22 protein-coding genes and 1 tRNA gene are annotated in these 12,764 nt (G+C 34.8%); 1 reads left to right on the forward strand and 22 read right to left on the reverse strand.

The features are described from left to right. Positions 1 to 138: 138 nt before the first annotated feature. Genes DFQ00_RS04670 through DFQ00_RS04695 form a run of 6 tightly spaced genes read right to left on the reverse strand, consistent with a single transcriptional unit; the run spans position 139 to position 3,117 of the window. A complete protein-coding gene (locus DFQ00_RS04670) occupies positions 139 to 417 on the reverse strand; it encodes a hypothetical protein (RefSeq protein ID WP_208643746.1) in 279 nt (92 codons plus the stop codon). Further along, entirely contained in the window at positions 414 to 1,505 is a 1,092-nt protein-coding gene (locus DFQ00_RS04675) for a hypothetical protein (protein WP_110894646.1), read from the reverse strand. Before DFQ00_RS04675 ends, DFQ00_RS04670 begins: the two co-directional genes overlap by 4 nt. Positions 1,506 to 1,558: 53 nt before the next feature. Continuing rightward, positions 1,559 to 2,146, reverse strand: coding sequence for a hypothetical protein (locus tag DFQ00_RS04680; protein WP_110894648.1), 588 nt, complete (start codon positions 2,144 to 2,146; stop codon positions 1,559 to 1,561). Between the two features lie 33 nt (positions 2,147 to 2,179). Beyond that, positions 2,180 to 2,548: a hypothetical protein gene (locus tag DFQ00_RS04685; protein WP_110894650.1), complete on the reverse strand. Its 369-nt coding sequence runs from the start codon at positions 2,546 to 2,548 to the stop codon at positions 2,180 to 2,182. Next, complete coding sequence (locus DFQ00_RS04690) at positions 2,549 to 2,824, reverse strand: hypothetical protein (protein ID WP_110894652.1); 276 nt, start codon at positions 2,822 to 2,824, stop codon at positions 2,549 to 2,551. After that, positions 2,821 to 3,117: a hypothetical protein gene (locus DFQ00_RS04695; protein WP_110894654.1), complete on the reverse strand. Its 297-nt coding sequence runs from the start codon at positions 3,115 to 3,117 to the stop codon at positions 2,821 to 2,823. The genes DFQ00_RS04690 and DFQ00_RS04695 overlap by 4 nt, the downstream gene beginning before the upstream one ends. A 317-nt stretch (positions 3,118 to 3,434) precedes the next feature. Here DFQ00_RS04695 and DFQ00_RS04700 point away from each other — a divergent pair, with 317 nt between their 5' ends. Further along, positions 3,435 to 4,028 carry a hypothetical protein gene (locus DFQ00_RS04700; RefSeq protein ID WP_110894656.1) on the forward strand — a complete coding sequence of 198 codons (594 nt, stop codon included), beginning with the start codon at positions 3,435 to 3,437 and terminating at the stop codon, positions 4,026 to 4,028. Between the two features lie 67 nt (positions 4,029 to 4,095). Here DFQ00_RS04700 and DFQ00_RS04705 read toward each other — a convergent pair whose 3' ends face one another. The 16 genes from DFQ00_RS04705 to DFQ00_RS04785 form a co-directional block, all read right to left on the reverse strand. Next, complete coding sequence (locus DFQ00_RS04705) at positions 4,096 to 4,407, reverse strand: hypothetical protein (RefSeq protein WP_110894658.1); 312 nt, start codon at positions 4,405 to 4,407, stop codon at positions 4,096 to 4,098. A 508-nt stretch (positions 4,408 to 4,915) separates the two neighbouring features. Further along, entirely contained in the window at positions 4,916 to 5,245 is a 330-nt protein-coding gene (locus DFQ00_RS04715; protein WP_110894662.1) for a hypothetical protein, read from the reverse strand. A gap of 324 nt (positions 5,246 to 5,569) precedes the next feature. Beyond that, entirely contained in the window at positions 5,570 to 5,758 is a 189-nt protein-coding gene (locus DFQ00_RS04725; RefSeq protein ID WP_110894666.1) for a hypothetical protein, read from the reverse strand. A 66-nt stretch (positions 5,759 to 5,824) separates the two neighbouring features. Further along, the gene (locus DFQ00_RS04730; protein ID WP_110894668.1) at positions 5,825 to 6,187 is read right to left on the reverse strand and encodes a hypothetical protein; all 363 of its coding nucleotides are present in this window, start codon (positions 6,185 to 6,187) and stop codon (positions 5,825 to 5,827) included. Beyond that, complete coding sequence (locus DFQ00_RS04735) at positions 6,159 to 6,542, reverse strand: hypothetical protein (protein ID WP_110894670.1); 384 nt, start codon at positions 6,540 to 6,542, stop codon at positions 6,159 to 6,161. Before DFQ00_RS04735 ends, DFQ00_RS04730 begins: the two co-directional genes overlap by 29 nt. 24 nt (positions 6,543 to 6,566) lie before the next feature. Continuing rightward, positions 6,567 to 6,785: a hypothetical protein gene (locus DFQ00_RS04740; protein WP_110894672.1), complete on the reverse strand. Its 219-nt coding sequence runs from the start codon at positions 6,783 to 6,785 to the stop codon at positions 6,567 to 6,569. Then, complete coding sequence (locus DFQ00_RS04745; RefSeq protein ID WP_110894674.1) at positions 6,769 to 7,053, reverse strand: hypothetical protein; 285 nt, start codon at positions 7,051 to 7,053, stop codon at positions 6,769 to 6,771. Before DFQ00_RS04745 ends, DFQ00_RS04740 begins: the two co-directional genes overlap by 17 nt. Positions 7,054 to 7,264: 211 nt before the next feature. Then, complete coding sequence (locus tag DFQ00_RS29425) at positions 7,265 to 7,435, reverse strand: hypothetical protein (protein ID WP_208643747.1); 171 nt, start codon at positions 7,433 to 7,435, stop codon at positions 7,265 to 7,267. Continuing rightward, a complete protein-coding gene (locus DFQ00_RS04750; protein WP_110894676.1) occupies positions 7,428 to 7,772 on the reverse strand; it encodes a dATP/dGTP diphosphohydrolase domain-containing protein in 345 nt (114 codons plus the stop codon). Before DFQ00_RS04750 ends, DFQ00_RS29425 begins: the two co-directional genes overlap by 8 nt. Positions 7,773 to 7,790: 18 nt before the next feature. After that, on the reverse strand, positions 7,791 to 8,282 hold the full coding sequence (locus DFQ00_RS29750; RefSeq protein WP_244213690.1) for a 3D domain-containing protein: 492 nt from the start codon (positions 8,280 to 8,282) through the stop codon (positions 7,791 to 7,793). 96 nt (positions 8,283 to 8,378) lie between these two features. Then, a complete protein-coding gene (locus DFQ00_RS04760; protein ID WP_110894678.1) occupies positions 8,379 to 8,882 on the reverse strand; it encodes an HNH endonuclease in 504 nt (167 codons plus the stop codon). 98 nt (positions 8,883 to 8,980) lie between these two features. Continuing rightward, a complete protein-coding gene (locus DFQ00_RS04765) occupies positions 8,981 to 10,129 on the reverse strand; it encodes an AAA family ATPase (RefSeq protein WP_110894680.1) in 1,149 nt (382 codons plus the stop codon). Between the two features lie 97 nt (positions 10,130 to 10,226). Further along, positions 10,227 to 11,375 carry a hypothetical protein gene (locus DFQ00_RS04770; protein ID WP_110894682.1) on the reverse strand — a complete coding sequence of 383 codons (1,149 nt, stop codon included), beginning with the start codon at positions 11,373 to 11,375 and terminating at the stop codon, positions 10,227 to 10,229. 169 nt (positions 11,376 to 11,544) lie between these two features. Continuing rightward, positions 11,545 to 11,618: transfer RNA gene (locus DFQ00_RS04775), tRNA-Ile, on the reverse strand. Positions 11,619 to 11,742: 124 nt separating this feature from the next. Next, complete coding sequence (locus DFQ00_RS04780; protein ID WP_110894684.1) at positions 11,743 to 12,114, reverse strand: hypothetical protein; 372 nt, start codon at positions 12,112 to 12,114, stop codon at positions 11,743 to 11,745. Between the two features lie 265 nt (positions 12,115 to 12,379). Beyond that, entirely contained in the window at positions 12,380 to 12,757 is a 378-nt protein-coding gene (locus tag DFQ00_RS04785) for a hypothetical protein (RefSeq protein ID WP_110894686.1), read from the reverse strand. Positions 12,758 to 12,764: the final 7 nt, after the last annotated feature.

Consider the following 12,764-nt stretch of genomic DNA (forward strand, 5'->3'; position numbering starts at 1 on the left):
ATTCAATTCGGTAGAAATCATTCGCTCCGTAAGACCTCTTGAAGTCATACCCTTAATTTCTTCCTTGGTTAAATGATTAACAAATTTCATATTTAATCACACTTCTTACTATGTATTTTTCATAAAATCTATGTTTCATTAAATCTCGCTTTCTAACTTATCCAACTCTGACACAGCTCGTTTAATTTGCTTATTTAAACTTTCAATGCGCTCATTTAATTCTGCCTTTTCTTTTGCGATTACTATTTCAAATGCTTCTGTACTATACGCTTGATCGTTATAAATAACCCAATCATTACGTAGTTCCGAACCAGACATAACACAACTTCCTTCTTCAAACTGTTGTTTATAGAAGAGAAACTGTTCTTCAATCGATTTACTATCCATCTCTTTGGCTCTGATTATAATAACATTCACCATCCTTCCTCAAATTCCAGATGTTCTTGAACAGTTTGATAATCTTTGTATAGTTGAGGATCTTCTTTAGCTGCTATACTGTAAATTACACTGTAGTTATGTTCACAGTCTCTAAACACTCGACCATCTCCATCCCATTTATCGTAAATGTATGAAGAAATGTTGTCATATATTTTATAGTCTAAATCTGATTCGGTTACGAAATCACTCAAACCAGACTCCGCATAACTATACCCATCAGTCCAATCATTCCGATTCGCCTCTAGACAGTGAGCTAATCTTAAATATTTATTTCTGTCTATGATTGCTTCATTAAGTTCCTTCCAAGAATCTGTGAGCTCAAGATCGTATTTAGCTAATAACAAAGCCAACATTTTATTGTACTCTTTTTCCTTTTCTTCCTTCTCCTTTTTAACCCTCGCTTGTTTCATTTTATAGACCTCATCGTTCCAGATCTTTTTAATCTGATCAATCAAGGATTTTTTCAGTTCCTCTAATCTATTTTCTGAATATTGGGTTGGAATCTGCTTTCTAATTTCTGTAGGGAAATTGTAATATAATTCAGTCGTTTGTCTTGATCGTCCAGTTTTATAGCCATAGTAACTATTCCTGATGCCAACTTGCTTTAATAAATCAAAAACTTTGGTTTCAGTTTCTTTGTTACTTTTTACCCTTTCAACGTTCTTAAGATGGATGTCTTTATCTGTATCTGCAATTGCACAAATAAAACTAATCATTTTCTCAAGAGCATCATTTTTATTCTCATCAAAAAATACATATGTATAATGCCAGTTTTCTTTATAGTTTACTCCGTTGAGTAATCCTCCTTGTTGGACGAGCTTATCAATGTCGGAGCTATTCCATTCAACTCTGAGAATTGGCTTATCATTATACCAACCATCTCGATGCTCTGATCGTCTTACACAGAATTCGCTAAGTTTGAGTGGTACAAGATGCTTGATTTTCGCCAATCCTGTTGACTCCTCCAACTTCTTAAACTTTGAAGTTGTTAGATCCTTCATTTTCTCAATTTCTTGAACGATCTCATCAAAATTCTTCTCAATACTTGATGATTCCCATACTCCCACTCACATTTCTCCTCTTCTCAGTAAAATTTACATTTTATAAAGTATTCTATGTATTAGTCTAGTGATTGCATTTGACTATTCAATCTATCGATTTGTTCTTGAATGTATCTTTTATGAGCTTCTTTTTGTTGGGCTTCAGAATCATTTTGATCTCCATTCCAATTATCTTGAAGTCTCCACATGTCTTTTTCGTACCCATCAAATGAATCTGCTGCCACGGTCTCATGTCTTTTTACGATGACACTGGGAACATACCAATCGCACCCTACTCCGCAACATTTATGTCTATAATCAAATCCAGTATCAGTTTCTTCGCAAGTACAATAGCTGCCACGCATATCGTCACTCAATTCGATCGTATAAATAAAGTTTAGTTCTTTATTCCATTCGTAGGGATCGCTATCTCCATCACCCTTTTCGAAAAAGTTAATAACTATTCTTTCGGGCTCATAATATGAATAATATCCTTCAGGAGGATCATAGAATACGAACGAAAAATCATATTTATCACATTCTTCAAACAATTGTTTCAATTTTTCATTTAGCTGTTCTATGGTGCGATAATATCCCGCCACTTTTGAATTGTCTAAGTCTTTACACTCAACCATGAATTTTTTCAGTTTGGTGAAGAATAATTCCATCTAAACATACCCCTCACAATATTATTTGTTGTATTAGCAATATGATCCAATCTTCCGTCTAACCGTGAATCCTCGTGTTTCTAAATACTCATTCAATTCGCGCGCGCTAATGTTTCCATTATATTTACTCTCAATATCATCAATCAAAATGTCTACTGCCTTGTCTGGCTTCTTAAATGGTTCTGTTGGTTCTGACACTAATATGTATTTGGTTATTCCACCGTCTAATTCTTCACTATGTATTTTATATCCACGAACATACAACTCTTGAATACGTGCATTGTATCGTAAAGCAATCTTATTTAGTTCTACATTGGTTACACCAGAATCTCCAGCTCGTTTTAAGGCAGCAATAATCTTATCCCTCTGAGTCTCGGTTCTTTTTTTTGTCTCTTGGTTCATCTATACTCCTTTCTTTGATCTTGCTTCTTTAAGGCGTTCAGCAGCAGCCTGTTTCTGTTCTTCCGTCCACGCTCTACCACCACTCTTGGCACGAAATGACACTTGCCCATATTCACCTTTAAAATAATGGCCTCCATGCTCGTCTACACGCAACAGTTCCAATCCAGCCTTTTTGATCTTTGTAATTGTTTTAGGCGAACAGCTATAAACTTCCCACTCATTTGTTTCATCATTACATACACATACCGTTTCTCTTTCCTCTGCCGTATAACTCAATCGACATCAACTCCCTGTTCCTTCAAATAGTCTTCAGCTTCAATTATGTAGTCCATCAACTCTTCATATCTATTGCCTGTCATACTAGCACCTTCTTTGATACCTCTACTGCAAATTGTACAGAGTTCAGAATCTAACTCATTAGCAGCTATGACGAGATTTTTTAATATATTTATCAATTTATTGTCGAGTATTATACCTCTTTCGAAGTTCAATTCTCGCCCTGTAGGAGAAAGCAAACTTTCCAAGGCTTTGGTGTAACTATTGGATTCTTCCTTAGTAAAATCTCTCACTCAAATCAACTCCCACAACAATAATCTCTTCTGTTGAACATCTTCAAAACAATTCATCAGGTTCTTCCTTTGCATTCGTGTTATTTTTAGAACTAAAATAATCTTCCCCGGAAACCTCTCTTCCCGTTGATTGTCTGCATCTCAAACATCTACTTAGAGATTCTGACTCATAGATTTCTCCATCACACTTAGCGCATTTGTCTGTCAATATTGCAACGCTCCTTTTTGATCAAAGTTTCATTTCATACCTTTTTATAATTAATATAAATACTACTTTTTTCCGATATAGTTACTATTAATCAGAGAGTGGTGAGCTAATGTTAGATAGTTTAAACGATATTGATTTACAGTCTTTAATTTCCTACCTTTCACCTGTATTAATTCTAATTACTTCTGGAATTTTACTGTTGTTGGCAAACAAACATGAAAGAATTTTATTTACTCCAAAAAGAAACCTTTATAGGGTAATAACTAAAATTCTTATCTTATCGATGGTCGGTACTGTATTGGCTACAGTATTAGTTCTATTTGCCACAACATTAGTGAACGATGATACTTTTAAAGTCACATTGACCTATTTGCTAATTGTTTTTATAGTGTACTTTGTAGTCATGGCTTTGGTTAATGGATGGGTAGAGAAGAACGTTAAGGTCTACCACTGGGTCTACCTTGAAAAGTATGATTGCAAACCACTACTAATACACAAAGTAACTTTCAATAACAAGTTAATGCTTTCATCAGCACCATCTCCCCAAGACAAGCTTGATCAAGGTTTAATAATTATTGAGGATGTATCCATTCTAGATAATCAAGAAATCCATTTTATAGGGCCGAAGAAAAGAAACTTTATCTTAACCAACAGACCAAAAACAGAAGATTTATTGCAGGCGATAGACAATTGCAGACCTTAAATAAATTAGAGGGAGATCAGTGGTCTTCCTCTTTATATCTGCGTCAAATGCTGATTTTATTAAAATATTATCGTTCCCAAGACTCTTTAACCCGTTCAATTTGGAGATTTTCTTCATCTTTAATGTCAAAGTCTAGCCTTGCACATTTTTCAACCTCAACATATTCCTGTTTAAACTCATACTTTCCATCACAACAAGGGCAGCGCAACCAAACTTTCTGCCCATCATTATCAGAATCAAATAGATTCAACACTCCATTTTCGAGAATCTTATATTGAGTAGTCATTGTTTCTTCTACATATAAAATCAATTCAATATCTTCCCACTCATTTTCATAAAGCTCAATACATTCTGGGTCAGTACATTTAAGCTTTTCCAATTTAAACTTACCTCATTTCTCAGTAAATGATCGATTTTACTTGCTTACGTATGGAGCATCCTCAAAATACTCTTTTTCGATACTGGTTAACTCAATCTGTTGTTGTGGGGCTAGCATTGAAATAACTTCTAACAACATTTCATATCTATGTATAAGTCTAATCCTGTCAATGCATTCATGTTCACGATGCGCACAACTTGTTTTACTATAAAGTTGTTCGTAGTATCTATTTTTTTGTTTAGCTAGGTAATACAAATAATCGTACACTTATATAACTCCTTTCAATCCTTATGGTCATATATGTATTCAAGTTCAAACTCCACATCTAACGCCTCTAATAAATTCCTTACAACATCCATGTCAACATCTGTATATGTGCCAATCAACTTCTCATTAACAATCAACTCTGTTCCATAATCGCCACAACAACCGTCTGAGCAGTTATAGTAATATTCTCGAACCACAATTTTGTTCAGCCTTATCACACCCTTTACGTTAAACGTTTCTATTAAAAGAAATGTACATAGTCTTTCCAATTGTACTTTTCGCTTGTATTTCGTTCATCAAAACATGGTGGACGTAGCTTCATAATAATTACACTAACATCATAAGCATTATCCCAAAGAGTTTTATCAATATAGACTTCCTGATATCTCAATCCTCTGCAATTATCGCTATACTTTTTGGCTTGGTATGTTCCTAAAACTGTTTTAACATAATCCTTTTTGCGTCTGATGATTGTTTTTTCGGGTAGATATCTAATCAGCTCGTTCATCTTTGATTCGGCTTTTAGTTGATCGTCTGAAAATATCATCGTGCTAACATGCGTAGCATTCATGCCTATACTTTCCCTTCTTTCTCTGTGAAATATCAATTTTACTTAGATCTTTTTAGTTTTCTTAATCTATTTACAATGCCTTCGCTACTAACTGTATAGCTACCTCCCATAATCAACATATAACAATAGACGACAACATGAGCCAAAATGATAGGAAAAATCAACAGTAATACAAACCATACCCACATACCTTGAAAGCTAAGTTTAAGGACACTCTCTTTCAAAAGCGATGATGCTGCTACGGAAATGATTACCAAAATATAGTTTAGATAATTATTTTTAAGATGTGATTTCATTTTATACTCCCCATTCTAAATAAATTCTTTATTTTACTGAAACATAACTTTGTAGCTGTTCAATTAAGCGTACTACGTCATCTTTTTCTAGACATACTTCTGTTAAAAACTCAGAATCTTTGTAGTTGGAGAAGGATACATGTGATGCTTCTGTATCAACCTCAAAGTAAATCCCCTTACGAGGTAACTCAAAATAACAGCTATATCTATTGTTCATTGGTTAGCCCTCCTCCGTTCTTAAAGTAAATCCATCAATCGTTTTTAACAATCTACTATGAACTGCCTACTCATATGTACTAATAGCTTTCTCAATGTCGTTCAATATCTTTTTTATTTCTTCGGCATTCTTTCCAAAAATTGAACCACCGCTTGATTTAATCTCAAACCTGAAGTTGTCCTTGTTCGTCTCTGGTTCAACTGGAACAGTGTTGTATATCAACGTACCTTTTGAAAATGTCTTTTTAGTGTAGCTGTCACAATAATCTTCTCTAAGTTCTGTCAGACCTTTACATCCTCTAATTTGTTTAACACTTTTCTTTGATCTGATCCAGCAATGACCGAGCGTTTTAAACTTATGAACCTCTAAGAGTAATCCATCTCTAATTCGCCATATGTCCTTAATTGCGTGTGATTGTATTTTTTCCATATTCATCAATCCGTTTCTGAATTTTCTTTTTAATTCGGGTGCTTTTTGTTTTCTTCATGCGTCTATTCAAATCAGGATTTTTTACAGTTTCTTTCTTGGTCCATTTTGGGCTAAATGGTGTTTCAATCATTTCAGTTTCAACAATCGAACTTTGATTACCTACTGTCAAATTAATCCCCTTTTCAGAAGTAATGTGAACATCACCATTCGAGTGAATTTTAAAGTTCCCCAGTTCGATACTGTCCTTACTAATCTTAATGCCCTTTTCTTCCTCAAACACTTCCGCTGCTAATGGTTTAACTGGAGTACTAAATTTGCTTGCTACCTTTTTAATGAATTCTTTAAATTTACTCATTCGTTCTCTCCTTGTTATATGAATTTAATCTAATAAATTTTTGTTAATATCAAACTTGTAATATGATAGGATAGTCAGTCTCATATCCCTCAATACAGACATTCTTTCAACCATTCTATTAATATCTTGAACATTACCTTTTGCTATCACATAGAAGGCATATGCCTCATCAAACGTAACTGGGTAATCATTAGATATCTCATTTGCAATGTTAACTCCAACTTCATCAAACATCGCTTCCATGTGCAACCTCCTTTTTAAACGTAATTTCAATATCTTTATTCTTAATAATTGAAACGATTGTCATCCCTCTGATTTTACTTCCTACGGAAATATTATTGAGATTATCTTTCCAATCTCTAATCTCAAGTCCATCTCCGATCCATACAAACCCGTATGTACTGCTATTTTCGTCAAAGGTGATGAACACGTAGTTACCAAGCTCAGTTACTAGTACGTCTCCATGTTCTGCATGAGTTTCTGCTTTGACTCTCTTGTCGACGATTTCCACTCAATTGTCCCCTTAACTAGAATTTGCTGTCCTTATAACAGACATTACACTTAACAAAAGCGGTCGTTCCCCAGTGCTCATATTCTTCATCATGGTTTGTTTCATAGTGATCTTCAGAAACAATCTCGCAATCTGTACTCCCACAATTTAGGCAAGTGATCTGAAATCCATTCTCCATCTTATGTTTCCTTCCTATGAAATACAGCTTTTACTATGACTCAAGGCGTTCAATTAACTCCTGCACCTTGAGTCCATATTCAGTCCTGCTTGCTTTTGCTGATTCAATAACTTTGTTAATGTCACTCTGTTTAGAGACGATCTGTCTGACCATCTCATCTACAGAGGTTTCACTTATGCATTTGACTGTTTTAAGCCTATTCACAAACTACTCTGTCTTTCTGATATTGCTGATTTTTCAGTTCTACCGCTTGCGCAAACATTGCACGACACATAATATGTGACAAGTGCTCATCAGAGGTATCTCCAGCCAAATAAGCATATGCATGAATCAACATGTGATTGATGTGATCTCTTACTTCAATGTTCATCCAATTATCTGCACCATATTTATCTGCTCCATACTTCAAGACTTTCGTCATCTCAAACATTGCAGCAGGATTGAGTAGATCAAACCGATAAAGGACTTGTGACTGCTTACCACCAAGTTCGTTGGTGACTGTTGGAGCATCCTTCCCTACTCCTTTAACTACTTCGCTCATATATGTATTCATCCTCTACTAATCAATAATTCTTACTCTTACGTTCTTCTTTCTTCCGAACTCTAATGCTTCTTTTTCACTTTTAAAGTACACGTCGATTTTGTGATTTTTAATCGCGCCACCCTTATCTTGCACAACTCTTTCTCCAACTCCATCTATATAAACCTTTGTTCCTTCAGGCAATACATGCCAGTCTGCTGCAATCGTTACACCTTCTTTGGTCATAGCTCCACTTGCTGTCTTTCCGTATTCGGGGTGACCCTTACTCTTACCTGTGCTATTTTCGTGATTTGAATAGGCGGTTAACTCAAAATACATCCAATCATAATCATCGTCACTTTTTTTGCTTGTAGTTGCTTTTACTTGCTTAACTTCCAATTTAGCTACCTTCTTAGACTCAACCGACTTTTCAACTTTAACACTCTCAATCTTAGTCGTGTTTTTCGCTTCTCGTGCTTGATTGACACCCTCATATCCAACTTGACCAATATTACCAATGGACAGTGCCAACAATAGAGATAGGAGTACTTCCAACGTATCACCTTCCTGATATTTGATTATAGTAAAGCCCCACTATTTTAAGTGAGGCCATATGTATGACTGTTTCTAATTTCCCGCAAACTCTCCGTAATGTTTTGCTCTCATCTTTTTAGCAAATTCGTCTGCTACCTTTAAGTCATCAAACTTACCAACAATAGTATTGATTCCTTCAATTTGAATTTGTACAGTCCATTTTCTTGTTCTTTTACACCAATACACATTTCTAATGCCAGATTTACTATTCCTATTTGCTTGTGGACGATTACACATATTTTGTTTCTTATTAACTACTCTCATATTTGCAATCCTATTGTCTAGAGTGTCATGGTTAATATGATCGACATACATCAATGGGTCTTTGACATCCATAAGAAGTCTATGTAAATGAACTGTCTTTTGTTTTCTATTGCCTAGTTCGTCTCTAACCGTTTCAGTTGCTTTGACATAATAAGACTTGGTTTTATTGTCCCATTTCAAATGCCATGATAAGTTGAGTTTTTCAATTTCACTCAACTTATCGACATTAAATACCGTTTCTAGGTGGACACCTTTCTTATTCTTAAGTTTCATATAGACAAGGTTATCTTCAATTCTATAATCGTTTCTAATTTCTTAATTATCCCTTTCTATATTTATATGATATCTGTCTTTGATTCAAACTCTATGTATTAGATTGATTTTACGAAATCTAGCGCTTCTTGAAGTTTTTCTGTATCAGTAATTGTTCTAAAATTAGGAACACCAAGGATATCTTTAAATTTTGGCACAATCTTTTCTGTTTTATCATTAGAACTGAAACGATCAACCTCTGTTTGAATGGCATTGATTAGGTCGTCGGCTGAAGCTTTTGCTTCCTCTTTCTCTGCAAACTCTTGAGCTTTTTGTTCCTGCACTGTTTCTTGCTCTTCCTCAATTTTCACAATATTCTTTCTAGATTCTGCATCCATTTGACCCTTTACAGCTTCTTCGTAGATTCGCATAAACTCTTTAGAGCTATAGGGAACAGGTTCTGATGGAAGATTAACATATCGTCCACCACCAATTGATACAAATTCATTTGGTCTAAACAGCATCATAACCTGAGTCTCATGGAAAGCGCTTGCCTTATCTTTTCCTTTTTTGTCTTTGATATTTTCATCTAATTCATTTCCGTCTTTGTCTAAAATCACAGTATCATTATAGAGTGTACAAATCAGGCTCGCTTGCGATTCGAACACTTTCTTGCCAGTAGCAGACATCATCATATCAATAGATGTAAACTTATTACCATTGCGAAGCGTGGTTTCTCTTTCTTTAGACCAAGCAAGTGACATTGTTCCATACCCTGAATTTTCCAATGTATCAAACTGCTTATTCATTTCTGCTGTAAGAAGGGTGTATCCATTATCGGTAGTTTTGTCGCTAATTTCTTTCAAGGAGGTATATCTTGACCCATTTCTCTTGTTAAAGTCTCTAATAACCCACTCTTCCGCTGCTGCCATAGCTTTATCGGCAGTATCTACACCAAGTAGTTTAACAATCTTATTTGTACTCGCTTCCTCAACAAGATCCTTAACAACTGTACTTCGGAAATATTCCCATTGATCTGCTGGAGTTTTACCTTTAGCATGAATAGGAACAACGTTCTTCAGACTCCATGTTTCCCATCCTTTTTCAAATGATAGCAACATGTAATCATCTGGATTGTCGTAGTGAAGTTCAGTTACTTCCTTCCAAAGCCGCGTTTTGCCCGACTTATAATTTCCAACAATAAGCGAACGAATTCCATGTAGAGCTACCTTTGGTACATTGTTGATTACTGCGTCTCTCAATCCCATAAATTAAACATCTCTCCTTAGAGTTATATATTATTTTTTATTGTTGTTTCTATTGATATGGGGTGCAATTACACACCCCACTTGTAATGCTCAGTTCTTATGCAAATGGATCATCAACTTTGTTGCTATTGCTGCTAGAAAAAGGATCTTTATCTGTTTGACTAAACGGGTCGTCTGAATTACTAACACTATTGAATGGATCATTACTTGTCAAAGCTACTGTTTTTCTCAATTCTTCTTCAGTTAAAAGTTCACGCATCAAACTACTCTGAACATAGCTGATTACTTCCAAACCTTTTTTATCTCCATTGGTTACGCGCTCTTGGCGAGTTACTTTCTCTCTACTATCGACTTGGCTAAACGGATCGTCAGTTCCAATTTCTTCAACAACATCTACATAAGCAAATGTTGCACGGTTATTGTCTTGACCAATAACTTCAATGAAATCATAAGTGTTTAGTGACGCAAAGGCATCAGCCATCGAGATTCCTTGTTCTACCTTCTTCTGATAGACCATCATCTCAACATCTTTTGGTTCAGATCTCTCCACTCCATTTGTCAAAACGACTGCGTTCACTTTCGTATCACCAGTTTCACTATCTTGATATGTAGTATTGATACCAATCTGCATGTTAAAACGATTTACTTCAATAAAATCAGGTGATTGGAAATCACAAACATAGTTGATAGTATTTTTATCGACTTTAATTTCTTTGACCTCTCCATCGATAATCACTTTGCCTTCCTCGTTAATCGGATTAATAAAACTGATTTGTCTTGAGATACCTTTGATTACTTTTCCGTCTTCGGCTTCAAACTCGTATGGGATATATTTCCCCTTAACTTCCACCCAACAATCTTTCTCTACGATCTCTTTAAACTTTTCAATTCTATCCCATTCAGGCTCAATGAGATGATATGTATTATCTGGATAGCCTTCTTTATTGAATCTTTTATTCCATTCTACTTTTGCGGACTTGCCATGTTGTCTACTATATGGATACGCATATGGCTTTTCTTTTCCTGTGACTTTAACTTTTAATTCATTGCTCAGTGCCGTTTCAACAATAAATTGAAATACTTTCTTTTTTCCATCTTCTTCAGTTGAATAGAATGGAATGTCTTCCCAATTATCTGTATTCTTATCTTTTTCTTTAATGGGTTTTACTTTGCCGACGAAATGAAATCCACTATTAAATTCTTTTCCACCATGATTGTTGTTTACCTTGATTTTGTAGTCTGCCATTGATTAATATTATCTCCCTTTGTGTATATGTATTTTTTGATTGTTGTCTCTCTGGTTATTCATTTACATTGGAGGACTTCTCAATCTGCTTGTCATATGCTTCACCACCTTTTCAAAGTGAAATTGCTGCCTCTATATAATCACGCATAGCGTGTTATTTTCGGTTGAATGGGTCTCATCGGACTCGAACCGATATTATCTGATTTATGAGATCAGAGCCTTAACCAATTAGACGAAAGACCCAACTTAACTTCTTGATGAAACTATTATTTGATTAACTTGTTTGGCTTACTTACTCAGTATAAGTTTAGTTTTTATATCCGTCAAGTATTATTTTTGTATTTTATTGTTAACCGGGAAATCCCGGCTACATAAACTGCATTGTAAATCGGTCAAATCTAATTTCTGGATTGTTCAAATGAAGATTATAAATGGTCGTCGTATCATTACAATTAAACCTATCCATCTGCCATTTTGAAATAGGCTCTTGAAACAAGCGCTCTAAGGCAGTTTTATCATTAATATTATATGTATCATTAAACTCTTCGAAAGAGGCAAAGCGAGTTCTTTTAATCATGTCTTTTCTGTAGTCATACAAAAAAGAGTGCATAAACCCAGAAGATTTATCTTTGCATTTATCAATAAAAAAATCTAGATTACCTTGGAAAAGAAACGTAACCATGTTTAAAAAATCTCCAGCCTTCTTGTCAACACCTAGTAGATCAATTATTTGCTGCATATACTCAAACCCTCTCGTGATAAAAATGTATTTTCTGGGTGTAAATTATCTTATGTAACTATCATAATCCATGTTTATACACTTGACAATCACTGTAAGTAGCCGACTTAAATCTGTTGACAGATGCATAATTATGGATTTACAGTCAAATTGATGTCGTACTTTGTCGAATATGATAACAGAAGAACTTATGTTCGTATTTATTATACAACAATCCTATATATTATAAAAGCTTTGGTTTACGTGGTTTACTATGTATAGCTGCTTATCTGCCAAACAGCTTTTTAATGTACTCTTTTACAAGACTCTCTCTTGGTTTGGAAATCGTTATGTACTTCTCTTTATCAGTATCGAAGTATACTTTTCCATTGTCATAATCTACGCTCTTCATTTTGGTTAAGTTCCCAAGCACACCTTTATCGGTCATGATCATACCATGTCTTTCACTCATTAAATCAAAGAATGCATTATTGTTTGTACAATAGACGTACTCTCCATTTTCCGTATATATAACCACTCTATAATCTTTCTTTGTAAACATTTCTTTCTTACAATCTATAACATCATCAACTTCAATCCATTCGGCCTCATCCTTAATGTTTTTACCGTCTCTCCTCTGCACCATAATTCTATCTCTAAACAATGCATTC

Source organism: Paenibacillus barcinonensis (genome assembly GCF_003217495.1).
GTDB classification, from domain to species: Bacteria; Bacillota; Bacilli; order Paenibacillales; family Paenibacillaceae; genus Paenibacillus; species Paenibacillus barcinonensis.

Excerpts from the sequence above, each read along its gene's own strand:
- DFQ00_RS04680 (WP_110894648.1), bottom strand. The coding sequence starts at position 2,146 with ATGGAATTATTCTTCACCAAACTGAAAAAATTCATGGTTGAGTGTAAA.
- DFQ00_RS04685 (WP_110894650.1), bottom strand. The coding sequence starts at position 2,548 with ATGAACCAAGAGACAAAAAAAAGAACCGAGACTCAGAGGGATAAGATT.
- DFQ00_RS04700 (WP_110894656.1), top strand. The coding sequence starts at position 3,435 with ATGTTAGATAGTTTAAACGATATTGATTTACAGTCTTTAATTTCCTAC.
- DFQ00_RS04715 (WP_110894662.1), bottom strand. The coding sequence starts at position 5,245 with ATGAATGCTACGCATGTTAGCACGATGATATTTTCAGACGATCAACTA.
- DFQ00_RS04725 (WP_110894666.1), bottom strand. The coding sequence starts at position 5,758 with ATGAACAATAGATATAGCTGTTATTTTGAGTTACCTCGTAAGGGGATT.
- DFQ00_RS04730 (WP_110894668.1), bottom strand. The coding sequence starts at position 6,187 with ATGGAAAAAATACAATCACACGCAATTAAGGACATATGGCGAATTAGA.
- DFQ00_RS04735 (WP_110894670.1), bottom strand. The coding sequence starts at position 6,542 with ATGAGTAAATTTAAAGAATTCATTAAAAAGGTAGCAAGCAAATTTAGT.
- DFQ00_RS04740 (WP_110894672.1), bottom strand. The coding sequence starts at position 6,785 with ATGGAAGCGATGTTTGATGAAGTTGGAGTTAACATTGCAAATGAGATA.
- DFQ00_RS04750 (WP_110894676.1), bottom strand. The coding sequence starts at position 7,772 with ATGAGCGAAGTAGTTAAAGGAGTAGGGAAGGATGCTCCAACAGTCACC.
- DFQ00_RS04760 (WP_110894678.1), bottom strand. The coding sequence starts at position 8,882 with ATGAAACTTAAGAATAAGAAAGGTGTCCACCTAGAAACGGTATTTAAT.
- DFQ00_RS04765 (WP_110894680.1), bottom strand. The coding sequence starts at position 10,129 with ATGGGATTGAGAGACGCAGTAATCAACAATGTACCAAAGGTAGCTCTA.
- DFQ00_RS04770 (WP_110894682.1), bottom strand. The coding sequence starts at position 11,375 with ATGGCAGACTACAAAATCAAGGTAAACAACAATCATGGTGGAAAAGAA.
- DFQ00_RS04780 (WP_110894684.1), bottom strand. The coding sequence starts at position 12,114 with ATGCAGCAAATAATTGATCTACTAGGTGTTGACAAGAAGGCTGGAGAT.